This is a genomic window from Streptomyces sp. NPDC097129 (genome assembly GCF_055668065.1).
Map to the genome: position 1 here is coordinate 47,354 of NZ_JBVOQE010000022.1, position 19,107 is coordinate 66,460.

Genomic DNA, 19,107 nt, shown 5'->3' on the forward strand with positions numbered 1-19,107 from the left:
GTGTCGTACCGGACAATGGCGGTGTGCTGGAGATGACGCGCGAGGAGTTCGAGGAACTGGTCGCCGAGGCGCTGGACCGGATCCCGCCGGAGTTGACGCGGCTGATGGACAACGTGGCGGTGTTCGTCGAGGACGAACCGCCGGCGGACGATCCCGAGCTGCTCGGGCTGTACGAGGGCACCCCGTTGACCGATCGCGGGGAGTGGTACGCCGGGGTGCTGCCGGACCGCATCACCGTCTACCGGGGGCCGACCCTGCGGTTCTGCGAGAGCCGTGCGGAGGTCGTGAAGGAGGTCGAGATCACCGTGGTCCACGAGATCGCGCACCACTTCGGGATCGACGACGCCCGGCTGCACAGCCTGGGCTACGGGTAGGTCCCGCCGGCGCGCGGCCCACGGCCGAGGGGAGACCGCTCACGGCGCCGATCCGTGCCGAGCGGCGGCGGCGAGCGCGTCCTGCCGTGCACCTGCTCGCCTCCGGACGGCAGGGGCCCGGGCGTGTCCTCTTGTGGGCGGCGGGAGTTGGGCACGTCGACTCTCCCTCATCCCGGAGGTGGCTGCCCGTGCGCCCCTTGTACGTACCCGTCCGCCTGGCCGCCGCGGTCATCGCCGTGGCCGCGGCCGCCGGCTGCATGAGCGTGAGGGACGAGGACGGAAGCCGGGCCAGGCCGTCGCACTCGGCGGGGGCGCGGGGCGGTGAGGCGCCCGACGGGGGCGCGGGGGTGTCCGGTGGCGGAGGGGGCGGCGCCGGGGCCGGACGCGACGCGCACGGGCACGGGCACGGTGACGCCAAGGACGGCCCGAGCGCGTCCGGCGACCGGGCCACGGCGTCGGCCGCAGCGACGGCCACGCCGTCGCAGGCGGTGAGCGGCCTGCCCTCGGCCGTGCCGCAGCCCCCGCGCCCGCCTGCGCCGTCGCCCACCAGGGCGCAGCCGACCCCGACGCACGCCACGCCGGAGCCGGAGCCCACGCCGGAGCCGTCGCAGCCGCCCGCGACCTCCGAGCCGCCGGCCCCGCAGCCCTCCTCGTCCGCGCACGAGGAGACCGGCCCGCAGCTGGCACAGCGGGAGCCGGCGCCCGAGGCCGGGGTGCCGGTGTGAGCCGTGGCCAGGGGCCGGCGCCCGGCTTCCCGTACCGCCGGTGTGAGCAGCGGCTCATCCACGCGGTTTGCCTTCAGGGGTAAGAGGTGCGTATGGTGGTAGATCGTTTGATCCCATTTGCCCGGCGCCAACGCAGAAGCGCGCCGTGTGGCGCGTACTCTCCCTTGCCGTGGCGGACCGCATCGAGGCGGTCGTGTGCGAATCACGGAGTTGACGGGCGCGTGCCGACGAGACTCCGGAAGGTTTCGCATTCGCATGTCCATCGCCAGTACTGATCACGTCGTCGTGTCCGAGGACAACGACCCCCAGGACACCCCTCAGGACACCACCCCCGAGATCACTTTCTCCGACCTCGGTCTGCCCGAGGGCGTCGTGCGCAAGCTCGCGCAGAACGGCGTGACCACCCCCTTCCCGATCCAGGCCGCGACCATCCCGGACGCCCTGGCCGGCAAGGACATCCTCGGCCGGGGCCGCACCGGCTCCGGCAAGACCCTCTCCTTCGGTCTGCCGACCCTGGCCCGCCTCGCCGGCGGCCGCACCGACAAGCACAAGCCGCGCGCCGTCATCCTCACCCCGACCCGTGAGCTCGCGATGCAGGTCGCGGACGCCCTCCAGCCGTACGGCGACGTCCTCGGCCTCAAGATGAAGGTCGTCTGCGGCGGTACGTCGATGGGCAACCAGATCTACGCCCTGGAGCGCGGCGTCGACGTCCTCGTCGCCACCCCGGGCCGTCTGCGCGACATCATCAACCGCGGCGCCTGCTCCCTGGAGAACGTCGAGGTCGCCGTCCTCGACGAGGCCGACCAGATGTCCGACCTGGGCTTCCTGCCCGAGGTCACCGAGCTGCTCGACCAGATCCCGGCCGGCGGCCAGCGGATGCTGTTCTCGGCCACGATGGAGAACGAGATCTCCACGCTGGTCAAGCGCTACCTGAGCGACCCGGTCACGCACGAGGTCGACAGCGCCCAGGGCAACGTCACGACCATGTCGCACCACATCCTGATCGTGAAGCCCAAGGACAAGGCGCCGGTCACCGCCGCGATCGCCTCCCGCAAGGGCCGCACCATCATCTTCGTGCGCACCCAGCTCGGCGCGGACCGCATCGCCGAGCAGCTGCGCGACGCCGGTGTGAAGGCCGACGCGCTGCACGGCGGCATGACGCAGGGCGCCCGCACCCGGACCCTGGCCGACTTCAAGGACGGTTACGTCAACTGCCTGGTCGCCACCGACGTCGCCGCGCGCGGCATCCACGTCGACGGCATCGACCTGGTGCTGAACGTCGACCCGGCCGGCGACCACAAGGACTACCTGCACCGCGCGGGCCGCACGGCGCGTGCCGGCCGCACGGGCACGGTCGTCTCCCTCTCCCTGCCGCACCAGCGCCGTCAGATCTTCCGCCTGATGGAGGACGCCGGCGTGGACGCCGGGCGTCACATCATCCAGGGCGGCGACGCCTTCGACCCGGAGGTCGCCGACATCACCGGCGCCCGGTCGATGACCGAGGTCCAGGCCGAGTCCGCGGGCAACGCCGCGGCCCAGGCCGAGCGTGAGGTCGCCCAGCTCACCAAGGAGCTGGAGCGCGCCCAGCGGCGTGCGACGGAGCTGCGCGAGGAGGCCGACCGGCTCGTCGCCCGGGTGGCGCGCGAGCGGGGCGAGGACCCGGCCGCGGCCGTCGAGGCCGCCGCGGCGCAGGCCGTGGCCGAGGTGTCGGTGCCGGAGCAGCCGGGCGCCGAGGACGTGGACCGCGCCGAGCGCGCGGAGCGTCCGGCGGCGTCGTCGTACGAGCGTCGCGAGCGCCGGGACGGCGACCGTGGCGGTGACCGCGGTGGCTTCCGCCGTGACGACCGTCGTTCCTTCGACCGTGACGACCGCCGTCCGCAGGACCGTGACGACCGTCGCTCCTTCGACCGCCGGGACCGTGAGCGCGGTTTCGACCGCCGGGACGGCGAGCGCGGTGACCGCGGCGGTGACCGTGGCGGCTTCCGCCGTGACGAGCGTCGTCCGTTCGACCGCGACCGCGGTGGCCGTTCCTTCGAGCGCCGGGACGGTGAGCGCGGCGAGCGCGGTGACCGTGGTGGCGACCGTGGCGGTTTCCGCCGTGAGGACGACCGTGGCGGTTTCCGCCGGGACGACGACCGTGGCGGCTTCCGCCGGGACGAGCGTCGTCCGGTCGACCGCGACCGTGGTGGCCGTACCTTCGAGCGCCGTGACGACCGCGGTGGCTTCCGCCGTGACGAGCGTGGCGGGCACCGTGGCAACGACCGCCCGTTCAACCGCGACCGTCGCGACGACCGCCCGGGCTTCCGCACCGGCGGCCACGAGCGCCCCAACGGCCGCCGTGACGACCACCGTGGTGGCCCCTCCTCTTCCTCCTCCTTCGGCCGCCGCGACGACAAGCCGCGCTGGAAGCGCAACGGCTGATGCCCGCACGGCTGACGCCCGCAACGGCTGAGGCCCGCAACGGCTGAGGCTCGCAACGGCTGAGGCCCGCAACGGCTGACGCCGGCGCACCCGTTGACGGTGTCGCAGGACTGACGTGAAGGCCCGTACGACTTCGGTCGTGCGGGCCTTTCCGCGTCCCGCCGACCGTCGCGAACCGGTCGACAGCCGACACTTCCGGCCCCCGCCGGCCGTCCGACGCGGCCGCGTGGGCGATACCCGATCGGCGACGCGGGCTCGTCCCGCTATGCTCGGGGAGGCAACATCGCCCGGGCCCTTAGCTCAATTGGCAGAGCAGTGGACTTTTAATCCATTGGTTGTGGGTTCGAGTCCCACAGGGCCTACGCCCGCGGGGGAGGGGTTCACCCCCCTCCAGCCCGCTCTCAGCGCCCGGACCGGTCCGACCGGCCCGGGCGCTGTCGTGTCAGGCCGGCAGATGACGGTTCGGCTCCCGCGCCGCCCTCTCGAACTCCGGTAGCACCACCACGTCCACTCCCGCCGCCGTCAGGGCGCCGGTTCCGTCGGCGTCCTTGACGAAGGTGTCCGGCTCGCGCCACGCCGTGACCACCCGGCGTACGCCTGCCCGGAGGATCAGCTGGGCACAGGGGTGGGGGCGGGAGGCGCGGCGGGTGCAGGGCTCCAGGCTGCTGTACACCGTGGCGGTGGGCAGGCGGGGGTCGTCCGCGGGGATCTTGGCGAGGGCGGCCTCCTCGGCGTGGACCGCGGGGTCGCCGGCCTCGCGGGAGTGGCCGCGGGACAGTTCGGTGCCGTCGGCCGCGACGACCACCGCGCCGACGCTGAACGCCGTGCGGGAGGGCGGGCACCGGTGGGCCAGCTCGCAGGCCAGGCCCAGCCAGTGGCGGTCGGCGGGGGCGGCGCCGGTGCCCGTGCCGGGGGCGGTGGGCACGTAGCGCATGAGGACGACGTCCTCGATCCGCCGCGTCTCCAGCAGGCGCAGGCGGCCCTTCTGGTACGCACCGGGGCCGAAGAGGCGGGGGGCGGCGGGGTCGCCGACGAGGAGCGGGGAGAGGACCAGCTGGAGTTCGTCGGCCAGCTGCTGCTGGAGCAGTTGGGTGTGGATCGTGCCTCCGCCCTCGACCATCAGCCGGCGTACGTCCCGGGCGTCGTGGAGGTGGTCGAGGAGGCGGGGCCAGTCCAGGGTGTCGCCGAGGGGGACGATGTCCGCGCGGACGCCGGCGCGGCGCGCGCGTTCGGCGCCCCGCTCCGTCGTACAGAGGACCTTCTCGCCGCCCGTGTGCCAGAACGTCGCCGCCGGGTCCAGGTCGCCGGAGGCGGAGACCGCGACCTTCAGGGGGTACTCCGGCCGGCCGGCCGCCACGCGGGCCGCCCGCCGCTCGGGGGAGTTGACCAGCAGCCGCGGGTTGTCGGCGCGCAGGGTGCCGGCCCCGATGAGGATGGCGTCGACGGACGCGCGGACCTCGTCGACACGGTCGAAGTCGGCCGGACTGGACAGCAGCAGGCGTTCGGGGCCGGTGTCGTCCAGGTAGCCGTCGAGGGAGACGGCCGCGGACAGCAGGACGTACGGGTGGGGCATCGCGCTCCCCGGCGAATGAGGTGACGGTCGAGGTGACGGTCACGGCTTGGTTCAGGTCACCGCTTGGTTCAAGTTTGAAACAAACTTACACTGGCGTCATGACGACCCGCTGGCTCACCCCGGACGAGCAGCGCGCCTGGCGCGCCTATGTCGCCGCGACGCACCTCCTGGAGGACGCGCTGGACCGGCAGCTCCAGCAGGACGCCGGCATGCCGCATCTGTACTACTCCATCCTGGCCACCCTGTCCGAGGCGCCCGAGCGGCGGCTGCGGATGACCGGCCTCGCCGAGGCGCTGAAGATCACCCGCAGCCGGCTGACGTACGCGGTGACGCGGCTGGAGAAGGACGGTCTGGTCGCGCGCGAGAGCTGCCCCTCGGACAGGCGGGGCAGCATCGCCGTACTGACCGGCGAGGGGCTGGCCCACGTCGAGCGCGCGGCCCCCGGCCATGTGGAGACGGTCCGGGCGGCGCTGTTCGACCATCTCGGCGGGGAGCAGGTCGGGCAGCTGGAGGAGATCTGCGCGGGGATCGCGCGGGCGCTCCAGGGACCGGCTGCGGAGGACGTTCCCTGGCGCCGGCGGTCCGCACCCCCGTGCGGGTGAGGCACGTCACACGCGGTCCATCCGGCGGGTTCGCGGCGCCACGCGTTGCTTTAACTTTCAAGCAGGAGTAGGGTCCCGGGTCAAGGCACTGCTTCAAATCTGAAGCAGTGGTATCGATCGGAGCTCGGAGCACCCGTATGGCCGACGCCCTTGTTGTCCCCGCCGCCACCCCGCGCGCCCGCGTCCGGGTCCCGCTGCGCTTCGCCGACGGCTACCGCGCCGACGCCGAGCTGGTCACCTTCCACGGCCTCACCGACGGCCGGGAGCACGTGGCCGTCGTCCTCGGCGAGCCGGGCGAGGTCCCGCTCGTCCGGCTGCACTCCGAGTGCCTGACCGGCGACGTCTTCGGCTCCGCCCGCTGCGACTGCGGCCCCCAGCTGCGTGAAGCCGTCGAACGCATCGCCGGCCGCGGTGGCGTCCTGCTCTACCTGCGCCAGGAGGGACGCGGCATCGGCCTCTACAACAAGCTCGACGCCTACGCCCTCCAGGACCAGGGCCTGGACACCTACGCCGCCAACGCCGCCCTCGGCCTGCCCGAGGACGCCCGCGACTACACCGCCGCCGCGCAGATGCTCACCGCGCTCGGGATCGGGTCGCTGGACCTGCTGTCCAACAACCCGGACAAGGCCGGTCAGCTGCGCGCCCTCGGGCTCGACGTCCGCGACCGGGTGCCGACCGGCGTCTTCTCCACCCCGCACAACGCGCGCTACCTGCGCGCCAAGGTGCTCCAGACCCAGCACACCCTGCCGCTGGCCGAGCTCGGACTCGCGGAACGCGGCGTGGGCTGAGTCCAGAGGGGCGCGAAGGGGCGCGAAGGGACGCGGAGCGCGCGAAGGGGCGCGGAGGGGTGCGCGAAGGGGGGTCGGCGGGGCGCTCCGGTGGCTGGTGGGGAACGTGGTCGTCGGGTGCCCCGCGGATGACGTACACTGGAGTCACAACGACGCGGGGTGGAGCAGCTCGGTAGCTCGCTGGGCTCATAACCCAGAGGTCGCAGGTTCAAATCCTGTCCCCGCTACTGAAGGCCGAGGGCCGGAAGCCGAAAGGTTTCCGGCCCTCGGTTTTTTCGTCGTCAGCCTCCTCTTCTCTCCGCGCCCGGCGTCATCCGGTCGGCCCTCACCGCTCGCCGCCCCCGCCCGCACCGGAAAACCTGTACGGGCGGGACGACGGCGGACAGGGACGGTGGGAGAAGAGCGGTGCGGCCTGGTGACGCGACGGACGACGGGCCGTACCCCGGCGCCGAGAGGTACGTCCCCGAGGCCGGGGAGGGCTCCCCGGCCGACGGGTGGGCGCCCGGCGCCGGGGCCGCCCCGGAGGCCGACGCACGCGCCTCCGCCCTCGGCCTCGGGTCCGGTCCCCGCGCCGCCGTGCGGCCGGCGGGCGGCCCGGTGCCGGACCCCGGGCCCGGGGACGGCGGCGAGCCGCGGCCCACGGAGGGCCGGAGGATCTCCGCCGCGCGGGCCTTCGTACGGATCCTGCCGGTGCTGCTCATCGCGGCCGGCGCGGTCTACGACTACTGCACGCCGTCCGACTTCACCGCGGCCCCCTTCTTCACCGCCGCGCCCCTGGTCGCCGCCCCGCTCTACAGCCGCCGCGGCACGCTGCTCACCGGGCTCGCCGCCGTCGCCGTCATGCTCGGTCTGCACCTGACGATGGGCATCGTCTGGCACACGGACGCCGTCACCGAGCTGGTGACCGTCGCCACGGTCGCCGTCCTGGCCGTCCTCATCAACGCCCTCGCGCGCCGCAGCAGCGAGCAGCTCGCCTCCGCGCGCGAGGTCGCCGAGGCCGCCCAGCGCGCCGTACTTCCCGAACCCGCCGAGCGGATCGGCGGGTTCCAGATCGCCGCCTGCTACGAGGCCGCCCGCGCCGACGCGTTCATCGGCGGCGATCTGTACGCCGTGCAGGACAGCCCGCACGGCGTCCGGCTGATCGTCGGGGACGTGCGCGGCAAGGGCATGGGCGCGGTGGCCGCCGTGGCCGTGGTCATCGGCGCGTTCCGCGAGGCCGCCGAGCAGGAGGCCACGCTGGAGGCGGTCGCCGAGCGGCTGGAGCAGGCCCTGAGCCGCGAGGGCGCCCGGCGCGAGGGCCTGGACGCGTTCGAGGGGTTCACCACCGCCGTCCTCGCCGAACTCCCGCACGGCGACGGTGTCGTCCGCGTCGTCAACCGCGGTCATCCGCCACCGGTGCTGCTGTACGCCGACGGCACCCTGCGCACGCTGCTGCCCGCCGAACCCGCGCTGCCGCTCGGCATGAGCGAGCTGGGCCCGTGGCCCGACCGCGCGGAGGAGGCCGTCTTCCCCGGCGGGGCCACGCTGCTGCTGTACACCGACGGCCTCTCCGAGAGCCGCGACCGCCACGGCCGCTTCTACGACGTCGAGGCGCGGCTCGCCGGACGGGTCGTCACCGCGCCCGGCGCGTTGCTGGCCGCCGTCGCGAAGGAGGTGCGCCGGCACTCTGGCGGCGGGATGGCCGACGACATGGCGCTGCTCGCCGTACGCCGTCCGTGAGGTCACCATGCGTGAGCGGATGACCGCCCTGCGCATAACAATTGACGCACCATCATCAAAACGAGGTTTTGGACGTGACGCCTGAGAGGCGGTCAACTGCCCCTTTTGCGGCGGTCGTGGCGTGTAAGTCCTGGCCAGGAATGTTAATGATCAAGCCGAACGGCTTGGAATCCGACCTCCGGGTCTATTAACGTTCGATAACGCAGCGCGGTCGTCCCAGCCGTCACGAGAGGCGGCTCCGTGCTCACGCGCCGAATCCCGTAGGGAACCGGGGAACCACCACCTTGGGGTGAATCTCGCGTCAGCCGCCGTCGTCCGACGGCCGGTATACGCGCGTAGGAGACCTTCCTGCTCCGAACCCGTCAGCTAACCCGGTAGGCGAGACGGAAGGAAAGGAGTACGCCCGCGTGGCGTCCAACCAGCCTGCCCCGACAGCCCCGTTCGTGCCGAGTCAGCAGGGCCCCGAGGCCCTTGTCTACGGCGGACACCGCACCGACGAGGGCCCGTGGGAGGAGTGGAACCCCACCGAGGACTCCGTCCGTCCCGTCCGTGGCCGGCACCGCGTCGCCAAGCAGCGCGGCGGACTCGCCCGCAGCTCCACCGTCCTCGGCGTCGGCGTCATCGCCGCCGTCGGCGCGGGCGGCATGGCCAGCGCGCAGACCGGCAAGCCGCCGGTGTCCATCTCCCTGCCCGATCTGCCCTCGGTCGGCTCGCTGATCTCCGACCACGCGGACGCCGGGCCGCAGGGCTCCGCCACCCCGCTCAGCGACATCGGCGTCGCCTCCGAGAATGACGGGCAGCACACCACCGACGCCGGTGAGGCGCTGCGCAACCGGATCATGGCTCAGGCCGAGTCGCAGCAGGTCCAGGTCGACGTCAAGGCGCAGGCCGCCGCCGAGGCCGCCGTCACCCGGCAGGCCGCCGAGACCGCCGCGCGGGCCGCGAAGGAGGCCGCCGCCAAGGCCGCCGCCGCGAAGGAGAAGGCGGAGCAGGAGGCGAAGCAGAAGGCCGAGGCCGAGCGCCTCGCCCAGCTCGCCAAGCAGTTCACGCTGCCGACCTCCTCGTACACCCTCACCTCCCGCTTCGGGCAGGCCGGCTCGATGTGGTCCTCCGGGTACCACACCGGCCTCGACTTCGCCGCCCCCACCGGCACGCTGATCAAGGCCATCCACAGCGGCACCATCACGGAGGCGGGCTGGGCCGGCTCCTACGGCTACCGCACGATCCTCACCCTCGACGACGGCACCGAGCTGTGGTTCTGCCACCAGTCGTCGATCAGCGTCAGCGTCGGGCAGAAGGTCGCCACCGGCGACGTCATCGGCCGCGTGGGCGCCACCGGCAACGTCACCGGGCCGCACCTGCACCTTGAGGTGCACCCCGACGGGCAGGCCTCCGGCATCGACCCGATGGCGTGGCTGCAGGGCAAGGGCCTCACCCCCTGACCTCGTGCGCCACCCCTGATCCCCGGCGGTCCTGACGGCATCCCCCCCGACGTCAGGGCTGCCGGTCGCTGTCTCACGTGCTGCCGCCCAGCGGTGCTGTTCACACCGTGCTGGTTTCCGAGCGGAATGGGTCGGTCCGGAATGGGCCGGTCCGGAATGGGTCTGCCCTGCCGGGGCGTTGACGCAGAGCATGACTGCTCTCCGCAAGCTCGGTACGTCCGACCTCGAGGTCTTCCCGCTCGCTCTCGGCGGCAACGTCTTCGGCTGGACCGCCGACGAGACGACGTCCTTCGCCGTCCTCGACGCCTACGCCGCCGCCGGCGGCAACTTCATCGACACCGCCGACTCCTACTCCGCCTGGGTCGAGGGCAACCGGGGCGGGGAGTCCGAGACGATCATCGGCAAGTGGGTCAGGGCCCGCGGCAACCGCGACGACGTCGTCATCGCGACCAAGGTCAGCCAGCACCCCGAGTACCAGGGCCTGTCCGCCGCCACCATCAAGGCCGCCGCCGACGCCTCCCTGCGCCGCCTGGACACCGACCGCATCGACCTCTACTACACCCACTTCGACAAGCCCGAGGTGCCGGTCGAGGAGATCATCGGCGCCCTGGACGAGCTGGTGAAGGCCGGCAAGGTCCGCCACATCGCCGCGTCCAACATCTCCGCCGAGCGCCTGCGGGCCTCCCTGGAGTTCTCCGACCGCGAGGGCCTCGCCCGCTACGTGGCGCTCCAGCCGCACTACAACCTGGTCTCCCGCGACACCTACGAGGGCGACCTCCAGGACGTCGCCGCCCGCGCCGGCCTCGCCGCCGTCCCGTACTACGCGCTGGCCTCCGGCTTCCTCACCGGCAAGTACCGCCCCGGCACGACGGTGGACAGCCCGCGGGCGGGCGGCGCCGCGCAGCACCTGCGGTCCGAGCGCGGACGTGACGTCCTCACCGCCCTGGACGAGATCGCGCGGGCCCACGAGGCCCCCGTCGCCACGGTCGCGCTCGCCTGGCTCGCCGCGCAGCCGACCGTCGCCGCCCCCCTCGCCTCGGCCCGCACCACGGACCAGCTCCCGGCGCTGCTCGGCGTGGCGGACCTGACCCTGACGGAGGCGGAACTGGCGCGGCTCACGCAGGCGTCGGCCTGACCGACGCCCGCCCGTGCCCTCGGTGACGCCCGCCGTGGCTTCGGTGGCGCGTGGCCTCTCTACGACCGGTAGGGGTTGTACGCGGGGTACGCCGGCTGCGCCGCGTACCCTGCGTGGCCCATGTGCCCGGCCCCGGCGTACGGCAGGTGCGGCGTCGCCGCCCCGGGGGCCGGCCACGGGTGCGCGGGCCACGGCAGCATCACCGGCACCGGGGGCGCGGCCGCCCGGGCCGCGTACTCCAGCGCCGGACGCGCCAGCTCCCGCAGCCGCCACACCTCGTTCAGCAGCTCCCTTTCCCGTACGACGAAGTCGGCGCCGGCGCGGCCGCGGCGGCCCCGGTGCCGCAGGAACGCCAGGGACGTCGCGTACGCCTCGAAGCGCGCGACCTCCTTGGCGGCCGGCTTGCCCAGGTGATGGGCGGCGTACTCGCGGGCCATGCGGCGCGCCTTCATCGAGCCGAGGGCGAACGGCTCGGCGGGCGCGAGCCAGCCGGCCGCGACGTAGGCGGGCAGCTCCTCGCGGACCGTGCGCAGCTCGCGCTGGCGGGTCCAGATCACCAGCCAGGTCAGCAACCCGAACGCGGGCATCATGAAGCCGCCGTACACGGCGAAGAAGCCGAACGGGCCGAAGGAGGCCGAGCCGTTCCACAGGGCGTGCATGCACATCGCGAGCAGCAGACCGCCCAGCGGGAGCAGGACGCGGCGCACGCGCCGGCCCTGGCCGGACAGCGCGGCGAGGCCGAAGCCGATGCCGGTCATCGTGGTGAACAGCGGGTGCGCGAACGGCGACATGATCACGCGGACGAAGAAGGTCGCCGCGGTGACGGAGGCGATGCCCCGGCCGCCGGTGAGCTGGTCGGTGCCGAAGGCGGTGCCGAGGTAGAGGATGTTCTCGGTGAACGCGAAGCCGGTGGCGGTGACGCCGGCGATCACCACGCCGTCGACGATCCCGGTGAAGTCGCGTCTGCGGAAGAGGAAGACGAGCAGGACGGCGGCGGCCTTCGCCGACTCCTCCACGATCGGCGCTATCACCGTCGCGCCGAGGGTGTCCGCGCCGGACGGGTCCGCGGTCGCCGTCGCTATCCACTTCGTCGCGAAACTGTTCGCGACGATCGCTATCAGGGCCGCCGCGCAGGCGCCCCAGGCGAGGGCGAACAGCACGTTCCGCCAGGGGCCGGGCTCGACCCGGTCCAGCCAGCGGAAGGCGGCGATCAGCAGCGGTACGGGGAAGACGGCGAGCCCCAGGCCGACCAGGAAGCCCTCCGTGCCGGTCTGCTCGCGCACCAGCGCGAGGATGACCAGGCCGGACAGGGCGAGCAGCGTGATGAGCGCGCCGTACCGCACCCCTCTGCGCTGCCACCAGTGCGGATGATGAAGCGCATCGCCGCTGGCGCCGCTGGGGTACGTCGGGTACGGAGGACTCGTGGCCACGGCATTGACCCTAACGAGGGAGGGCGCCGCTTGCGACGTTGACGGCGGTGTCAGCGCGGAACGCGGCGGAAGAGCAGGTCGTTCACGACGTGGCCCTTGTCCAGGCCCTGGCCCTCGAAGCGGGTCAGCGGCCGGAAGGCGGGGCGCGGCGCGAAACCGCCGTCCGGCTGGGTGTTCTCGAAGTCGGGGTGCGCGCCGAGTACCTCGAGCATCTGCTCGGCGTACGGCTCCCAGTCCGTGGCGCAGTGCAGGATCGCCCCCGGCTTCAGCCGCGTCGCGGCGAGCGTCAGGAACTCCGGCTGGATCAGCCGGCGCTTGTGGTGCCGCTTCTTGGGCCACGGGTCGGGGAAGAAGACGCGCAGGCCGTCCAGCGCGTCGGGGGTGAGCATCTCGCGCAGCAGGATGATCGCGTCGCCGTTGCCGACGCGGATGTTCGACAGGCCGTGGTGGTCGGCGAGGTTGAGCAGGTTGCCCTGGCCGGGGGTGTGCACGTCGACCGCGAGGATGTTGGTGCCGGGGTCGGCGGCGGCCATCTGCGCGGTGGCCTCGCCCATGCCGAAGCCGATCTCCAGCACGACGGGGTTGTCGTTGCCGAACAGCTCCGACAGGTCGAGGGCGCGCTGCCCGTCGATGTCCAGCCCCCACTTGGGCCACAGCCGCTGCAGCGCGTCCGCCTGCCCGGCGGTGACCCGGCTGCGGCGCGGCTGGAAGCTGCGGATGCGCCGCTCGAAGTGCGACCCGGCAGGGTCGGCCTTCGGCCCGTCCGGGAACCGCGGCTCGCCCTTGGCGCGGGCGTGCCGGAGGGTGTCGCCGGGCGCGGCCGGCTCGCCGCCGGCATCGGCGGCATCCGCTGCGCGGGCGGGCTGGGGGGTTTCGGGAGCGTTGAGGGAGTCAGACACAGTGGGATCGATTGTACGGAGGTGGTGCGGGTGCGGGCGCGGTTCGTGGGGGTGGGTGCGGGTGCGGGCCTGGTTCGTGGGGGTGGGTGCGGGGCGTCGGGCGTCTGTGGGTTTCGTTGTGGCTGGTCGCGCAGTTCCCCGCGCCCCCAGGTCGGCCGCAGTTCCGTCGGCCGTGTACCGACGCCGCTCAGCCGGCCCCGAGCGCCGCGAGCGCTCTTCGGGCCACCTCGCGTCCGATCGGCAGGGATGCCGTGGCTGCCGGGGACGGGGCGTTCAGGACATGCACCGTCCGTGCCCCCTCCCGGATCAGGAAGTCGTCCACCAGCGTGCCGTCCCGGAGCACCGCCTGGGCGCGCACTCCCGGTTCCGTCCGCACCAGGTCCTGCTCCTCCACGGCCGGCAGCAGCCGGCGCACCGCGTCCACGAACGCGCCCTTGGACACCGAGCGCCGCAGCTCGCCCGCGCCGTACCGCCAGTGGCGGCGGGCTATCCGCCACGACCCGGGCCAGGCCAGCGTGCCCGCCAGCTCCCGCGGCCGGACGACTCCCCAGCCGTACCCCTCGCGGGCCAGGGCCGGCACCGCGTTGGGCCCCACGTGGACGCCGCCGTCGATGCCCCGGGTCAGATGCACCCCGAGGAAGGGGAACGCCGGGTCCGGCACCGGATACACCAGGCCCTTCACCAGCTCTGGCCGCGCCAGCTCGTAGTACTCCCCGCGGAACGGGACGATCCGCACCTCGGGGTCGTCGCCGGTCAGCCGGGCCACCTCGTCGCAGTACAGGCCGGCGCAGTTCACCAGGACGCGGGCGCGGACGATGCCGCCGTCCGCCGTGCGCACGGCGACGCCCAGGGACGGCCGCCGGTCGACCCGGACCACCCGCGCGCCGTAGCGGACGTCGGCACCGGAGGCCTCCGCGAGCTGCCGGGCGACGCCGACGAAATCGCAGATCCCCGTCGTGCCGACATGGATCGCGGCGAGGCCGCGCACCTCCGGCTCGTACTCGGCGATCTGTGACGCGCCCAGCTCCCGCACCGGAATGCCGTTCTCCCGGCCGCGCTGCACGAGCGCGTGCAGCCGGGGCAGCTCGTCGCGGTCGGTGGCGACGATCAGCTTGCCGGTGACGGCGTGCGCGATGCCGTACTCCGCGCAGAACTTGACCATCTCCGCCGCGCCGCGCACCGCGAACCGCGCCTTGAGCGAGCCCGGCTTGTAGTAGATCCCGCTGTGGATGACGCCGCTGTTGCGCCCCGTCTGGTGCCGGGCCGGGCCCGGCTCCTTCTCCAGCACCGTCACCCGCGTCCCCGGCGCGGCACGCGTGATCGCATACGCGGTGGACAGCCCGACGATGCCCCCGCCGACCACCAGCACGTCACAGTCGTACGCGACCCTCTGCCGCACCTGCACCACCTCCCGCATCCGATAGTGCACTGCGCCACTGACAACGCCTTCAAACGCCCCGGGCCCGCCGGTCTGCGCCGGCCTCCGGCTCAGGTCAGGCGGTGGTCAGCAGGGGGCGGGCCCGCTCGCGCAGCTCGACCACCCGCGGCTCGTCCCCGTACGGCTCCAGCCGGTGCAGCAGGTCCTTCACGTACTCCGTCGTGCGCGCCGACGAGATCCGTCCGGCGACCTCGACCGCCCGCACCCCCTGCTCGCAGGCCGCGTCGAGGTTGCCCGACTCCAGCTCGGCGACCGCGGCGACCACCAGCCGCAGCCCGTGCGAGCGGACGAACTCCTCCGTGGGCTGCGACAGCGCCTGCTCGGTGAAGCGGCGCACCTGGCGCGGCGCCTTCAGGTCGCGGTAGCACTCGGCGGCGTCGGCGGCGAACCGGTCGTAGGAGTAGAAGCCGAGCCAGGAGGGGTCGTTGTCGCCGGGGCGGGCGCGCTCCAGCCAGCTCTCGGCGGCCTTCAGCGCCGTCCCGGCGGCCTGCGCGTCACCGGCGCGCGCGTGCGCGCGTGCCTCGACGAGGCGGAAGAAGCTCATGGTGCGGGCCGTGGCCAGGCCCCGGTTGCGCTCCAGCGCGGCCTGCGCGAGGTCGACGCCCTCGTCGCCGAAGCCCCGGTACGTCGCCTGCAGCGACATCGACGCCAGGACGTATCCGCCCAGCGGCACGTCCGCCGCCGCGCGCGCCAGGCGCAGCGCCTGGATGTAGTACCGCTGCGCGGCCTCCTGCTGGCCCGTGTCGAAGGCCATCCACCCGGCGAGGCGGGTGAGTTCGCTGGTCGCGCCGAACAGGGCGCGGCCGACCTCGTCGGAGTAGGAGCCGAGCAGCAGCGGCGCCGCCTCGACCCTCAAACACTCCGGGACCATCGACGAACGCCAGTCGCCCCCGCCGTACTTGGAGTCCCACCGCCGGGCGTCCTCGGCGGCCTCCCGCAGCTTGCGCACATCGCTGTGGCCGACTTTGAGCGGTGCGCCGGCGCCCTCGGCGGGGCTCGCCTCGCGCGCCACCGAACTGTCGGCCGGGGTTATCAGCCACCGTGACGCGGGCGTCGCGTACGCGCTCACGGCGAACGATCCGGCCAGCGACTGCCAGATGCCGCCGGAGCCGGCCCGGCGCCCGGCGAGGTCGAGCCGGTACAGCTCCGTCGCCGAGCGCACCGCCTGTCCGACGTCCCTGGGGAAGGCGAGGCCCACCTCCGGCGCGGGGTCGGCGTCCGCCAGGCCGATCTCGTGCAGCGGCACCGGACGGCCCAGCTTCTGGCCGATGGCGGCGGCGATGAGGTGGGGCGCGGCGCCCTGCGGCACCATGCCCTTCGACACCCAGCGCGCCACCGACGTCTTGTCGTAGCGAAGAGTCAACCCGCGCTGCGCGCCAAGATCGTTGACGCGTCGGGCGAGTCCCGCGTTGCTGATTCCCGCGAGGGCGAGAACGGTGCCGAGCTTTTCGTTCGGCCCGCGTTGCTCCCTGGACATGGCCACCCCTCGACACAGACGGCTGCCGCTCTGGCATAACCGCGCGGCATTCGTAAACCCAGCGTAGTTCCTTGGCTTCCAAGCGTTAAGGGGCTTTGTTCCGGTTGGCGGGATTGTGGTCCGCACGGGAGTGCGGGGCCGTGCACGCTGTGTCGTGGCGCGCTCCCGACGTGTGGCCGTGCGCCCGCCCGTGCGCTCTTCTCCGGCCATCTCGGGAGCGGTTCCATGGCGTTGCGTGGGTCGGCCCGCTGTACTGGATCCAGTGGGCTGGGGGATACCGCCGCCTTCATCCCCGCGGGCGGCGCAACGGTCCGGGAGGCCCCACAGGCCTCCCGGACTGCGCGCGCTCCGGCCGTGGCGCGAACCTGCACGGAGCGTGCGCGGCCCTGATCCAACAGCCGCGCCGGAACGCCGATTTGGCCGAAAATCGATTCAGCTCCCGCCGTTTGATTTCCGCTCCTACCACGGCAGTTGAGGGCGCACGGGGTATTGCGAAGGAGCGCACAGGGGGCGCATTCGCGCCGTAGTTGCCGTACCGTGCGCGGGAGTCGACGGCGCCGGGCCCGGGGCGAACAGGGGCGCGAACAGCATCGGCAGGGGCGCACTCCGGGGAGCATGAGCCGCTCTGTCGCACCTCTGCGGCGTGTCCTTCGTGGCAGCATGGTGAACCGTTCGTACGGTGCACTGGTTTGTCCACAGCCTGTGGAGGCGTCGATGCGGTGGTTGGTGGGATGGAGCAGCACCGCCGCGGGCGCAGCCGTGAGCGGCTCCGCCGGCGCCACCGGACACACGGCGGGCGCGACGGGGTACGACGGCGAGACCGTGCATCCGGTGGGGTCCCAACTCCTGTGGGGCGACCCCGATCCGCTGTGGGCCGTCGGCGACTGGCGCCCCGACGAGGTGCGCGTCGTCAAAGCCGACGACCAGACCCGGATCGCCGTCCTCGGCCTGTGCGGCGCGAGTGACGAACAGCTGCGCGTCGGGCTGCTCGCCGCCCGCGGCGGCGCCCTGCGCCACCTGACCGCCTGGCCCGGCAGCTACACGGCCGTCGTCAAGGTCGGCCGCCGCGTCACCGTCTGCGGCGACCTCGCGGGCGCGCGCCCGGTGTTCCACACCCCCTGGGCGGGCGGCACCGCCTATGCCACCGCCGCGCTGCCGCTCGCCGACCTCATCGAGGCCAACCTCGACTTCGGTCACCTCGCCGCCCTGCTGGCCGCCCCCGACGTCCCCGCCGCCCTGCACGACTCGACGCCGTACGCGGGCGTGCACCGCATCCCTCCCGGACACGCGCTCATCCTGCGCGCCGGGGCCCGCGAGATCGCCGGGTACGAGCCGGTCGCCTCCCTCGCCGTCGCCGCGCCCGCGGCCGACCCGGACCGTGCGGTCGACGGCGTGCGCGACGCGCTGATCGAAGCGGTACGCGCGCGTATGGCCGCGCCGCGGCACGTGCCCGACCTCGACCCCGGCCCGGTGCCCGGGATGGGGCCCGCCGAACGCCGCGCCGCCCGCGGCATGCCCGTGCCCGGCATCGGCGCCGACCTCTCCGGCGGCTCCGCCTCCGGCACGCTCGCGCTGCTCGCCGCCGGGCTGCCCGGGATGCCGGGCACGCTCCTCGGACACGGGACGGGGGCGGGGGAGCGGCTACTGGCGGTCACCTTCAACGACCTGGCCGTCCCCGGGCGGGAGGCCGAACTGGAACGGGCCGGCGCGCTCGCGGCCAACCCGCGCCTGCACCACGTCGTCGTCACGGGCGGCCAGGAGGTGCTGCCGTACGCCGTCCTGGACGGGCCGCTGACGGACGAACCGGGGCCGTCCCTGGTGACGGCCGCCCGGCACCGGGCCCGGCTCGCCTCCGGCAGCGCCGACCACTTCATCGGGTACGGCGCCCGGCAGGTGCTCGACGCCCATCCCGCGCGCCTCGCCGACCTGCTGATGGACCGCAAGCGGCGCCACCTGGTGCGGCCGGTGGCCGCGCTGGCGAAGGCGGACGGGTCGGTGCTCGTCCCCGCGCGCGTGTACGGCGCGGCCCGGCGGCTCGCCCGCACGCCCTACCGCACGGGTCTGGAGGCGCTCGCCGCGCGTCTGCTGGACCGGCGTCTCGACGAGCCGCAGGGGGCCGTGGGAGCGTCCCTGGCGGCGCTCACCTGGGCCAGACCGGGGCCTGCGGCGCGCTGGCTGACCGGGGAGGCGCTGGCTGAAGTATCGGTTCGCCTGCAGGGGGCGACGCATCGGTCCGGGGTCGGGCCGGGACAGCGTCCGGGCGACTACCGCGCGCGTGCCGCGCTGACCCGGCACGCGGCGGATCTGCGGGTGCTGGAACAGGCGGCGGAGATCCGCAGCCAGCGGCTGCACGCGCCGTTCCTCGACAACCAGGTCGTGCGGGCGTGCCGGGCACTGCCGGAGACGCTGCGGGTGCAGCCCGGGGCTCGGGCGGACATCCTGCGCACGGTGCTCAAGGGGGCCGGGGTGGGTGAGCTGCCGCCCGGGTGGGGGGCGCCGTCCCACGCGCCGGCCGCGGCGGCGGCGCGGGCGGGGCTGCGGGTTTCCCGCGAGCCGCTGCTGGCGTTGTTCGACTCTCCGCTGCTCGCGGAGGCGGGGCTGATCGAGGCGCGGGTCGTGCGTCAGGCCCTGCGGGGGGCGGTGGCGGGTGAGCCTCTGCCTCTCGACGGGCTGGCCGACCTGGTCTCCCTCGAACTCTGGCTGGGGCGGCTGCTGTCGCGCCGGGGGACGTGCTGGACGGGGACGCCGGCGCGGGCGCGGGCGGTGCCGGCGGGGATCGTGCGGCCTCGGGCGGCGGTGGAGCCGGTGCGGGGGATTGGGAGCGGGCGGGGGTGAGGGGGTCTTCTGTGCCTGCGGCGCTGGTCGTCGTTTGTCTGCGGGTGCGTTGTGGCTGATCGCGCAGTTCCCCGCGCCCCTTTTGTGCCTGCGGCGGCCCGTTGCTGTTCGGTGGCCGGTTGCTGTCGCGCCTGCGGCCGGTTTGTGAGTCGTCGCCGGGGTGGGGGGTGTCCGTCCTCGGTCCGGCCGCCCGTCCCCGACACGCTCACCGTTGCCCGGTGCCGGCCGCTGCGGGCGGACACCCCCCAC

The 19,107-nt window shown here is 73.9% G+C and carries 14 protein-coding genes, 2 tRNA genes and 1 riboswitch; of the genes, 11 read left to right on the plus strand and 5 right to left on the minus strand.

Features of this window, described 5'->3' with window-relative positions; genetic code table 11:
- Positions 1 to 23: 23 nt before the first annotated feature.
- The 4 genes from AC0B9F_RS36390 to AC0B9F_RS36405 all read left to right on the plus strand — a co-directional run bounded on the left by AC0B9F_RS36390 (position 24) and on the right by AC0B9F_RS36405 (position 3,882).
- Positions 24 to 374: a metallopeptidase family protein gene (locus AC0B9F_RS36390; protein WP_363268238.1), complete on the plus strand. Its 351-nt coding sequence runs from the start codon at positions 24 to 26 to the stop codon at positions 372 to 374.
- Positions 375 to 562: 188 nt separating this feature from the next.
- Complete coding sequence (locus AC0B9F_RS36395) at positions 563 to 1,099, plus strand: hypothetical protein (RefSeq protein ID WP_472009881.1); 537 nt, start codon at positions 563 to 565, stop codon at positions 1,097 to 1,099.
- 255 nt (positions 1,100 to 1,354) lie between these two features.
- On the plus strand, positions 1,355 to 3,520 hold the full coding sequence (locus tag AC0B9F_RS36400) for a DEAD/DEAH box helicase (RefSeq protein ID WP_472009882.1): 2,166 nt from the start codon (positions 1,355 to 1,357) through the stop codon (positions 3,518 to 3,520).
- A gap of 289 nt (positions 3,521 to 3,809) precedes the next feature.
- Positions 3,810 to 3,882, plus strand: a tRNA-Lys gene (locus AC0B9F_RS36405).
- Positions 3,883 to 3,962: 80 nt separating this feature from the next.
- Here the strand turns inward: AC0B9F_RS36405 and AC0B9F_RS36410 are convergent.
- Positions 3,963 to 5,093 carry a dihydrofolate reductase family protein gene (locus AC0B9F_RS36410; RefSeq protein WP_472009884.1) on the minus strand — a complete coding sequence of 377 codons (1,131 nt, stop codon included), beginning with the start codon at positions 5,091 to 5,093 and terminating at the stop codon, positions 3,963 to 3,965.
- Positions 5,094 to 5,191: 98 nt separating this feature from the next.
- On the opposite strand from AC0B9F_RS36410, the gene AC0B9F_RS36415 reads away from it, so the two are divergent.
- From AC0B9F_RS36415 to AC0B9F_RS36440, 6 genes are all read left to right on the plus strand, one after another.
- A complete protein-coding gene (locus AC0B9F_RS36415) occupies positions 5,192 to 5,695 on the plus strand; it encodes a MarR family winged helix-turn-helix transcriptional regulator (RefSeq protein WP_472009886.1) in 504 nt (167 codons plus the stop codon).
- Between the two features lie 137 nt (positions 5,696 to 5,832).
- Positions 5,833 to 6,483: a GTP cyclohydrolase II gene (locus tag AC0B9F_RS36420; protein WP_472009888.1), complete on the plus strand. Its 651-nt coding sequence runs from the start codon at positions 5,833 to 5,835 to the stop codon at positions 6,481 to 6,483.
- 153 nt (positions 6,484 to 6,636) lie between these two features.
- Positions 6,637 to 6,710, plus strand: a tRNA-Met gene (locus tag AC0B9F_RS36425).
- 370 nt (positions 6,711 to 7,080) lie between these two features.
- Positions 7,081 to 8,202 carry a PP2C family protein-serine/threonine phosphatase gene (locus AC0B9F_RS36430; protein WP_472009908.1) on the plus strand — a complete coding sequence of 374 codons (1,122 nt, stop codon included), beginning with the start codon at positions 7,081 to 7,083 and terminating at the stop codon, positions 8,200 to 8,202.
- Between the two features lie 239 nt (positions 8,203 to 8,441).
- Positions 8,442 to 8,598: riboswitch (cyclic di-AMP (ydaO/yuaA leader) on the plus strand.
- Between the two features lie 11 nt (positions 8,599 to 8,609).
- Positions 8,610 to 9,644 carry a M23 family metallopeptidase gene (locus AC0B9F_RS36435; RefSeq protein ID WP_472009890.1) on the plus strand — a complete coding sequence of 345 codons (1,035 nt, stop codon included), beginning with the start codon at positions 8,610 to 8,612 and terminating at the stop codon, positions 9,642 to 9,644.
- Between the two features lie 190 nt (positions 9,645 to 9,834).
- Positions 9,835 to 10,779, plus strand: a complete 945-nt coding sequence (locus AC0B9F_RS36440; RefSeq protein ID WP_472009892.1) for an aldo/keto reductase — start codon at positions 9,835 to 9,837, stop codon at positions 10,777 to 10,779.
- A 59-nt stretch (positions 10,780 to 10,838) separates the two neighbouring features.
- Here AC0B9F_RS36440 and AC0B9F_RS36445 read toward each other — a convergent pair whose 3' ends face one another.
- The 4 genes from AC0B9F_RS36445 to AC0B9F_RS36460 form a co-directional block, all read right to left on the minus strand.
- Positions 10,839 to 12,209 (minus strand): PrsW family intramembrane metalloprotease, encoded by a 1,371-nt coding sequence (locus tag AC0B9F_RS36445; protein ID WP_472009894.1) that lies wholly within the window; start codon positions 12,207 to 12,209, stop codon positions 10,839 to 10,841.
- A 50-nt stretch (positions 12,210 to 12,259) separates the two neighbouring features.
- A complete protein-coding gene (trmB, locus tag AC0B9F_RS36450) occupies positions 12,260 to 13,108 on the minus strand; it encodes a tRNA (guanosine(46)-N7)-methyltransferase TrmB (RefSeq protein WP_472009896.1) in 849 nt (282 codons plus the stop codon).
- 187 nt (positions 13,109 to 13,295) lie between these two features.
- Positions 13,296 to 14,525 (minus strand): L-2-hydroxyglutarate oxidase, encoded by a 1,230-nt coding sequence (lhgO, locus tag AC0B9F_RS36455; protein ID WP_472009909.1) that lies wholly within the window; start codon positions 14,523 to 14,525, stop codon positions 13,296 to 13,298.
- Between the two features lie 76 nt (positions 14,526 to 14,601).
- Entirely contained in the window at positions 14,602 to 16,023 is a 1,422-nt protein-coding gene (locus AC0B9F_RS36460; RefSeq protein ID WP_472009898.1) for an MFS transporter, read from the minus strand.
- Between the two features lie 714 nt (positions 16,024 to 16,737).
- Here AC0B9F_RS36460 and AC0B9F_RS36465 point away from each other — a divergent pair.
- The gene (locus tag AC0B9F_RS36465; protein ID WP_472009900.1) at positions 16,738 to 18,858 is read left to right on the plus strand and encodes an asparagine synthase-related protein; all 2,121 of its coding nucleotides are present in this window, start codon (positions 16,738 to 16,740) and stop codon (positions 18,856 to 18,858) included.
- Positions 18,859 to 19,107: the final 249 nt, after the last annotated feature.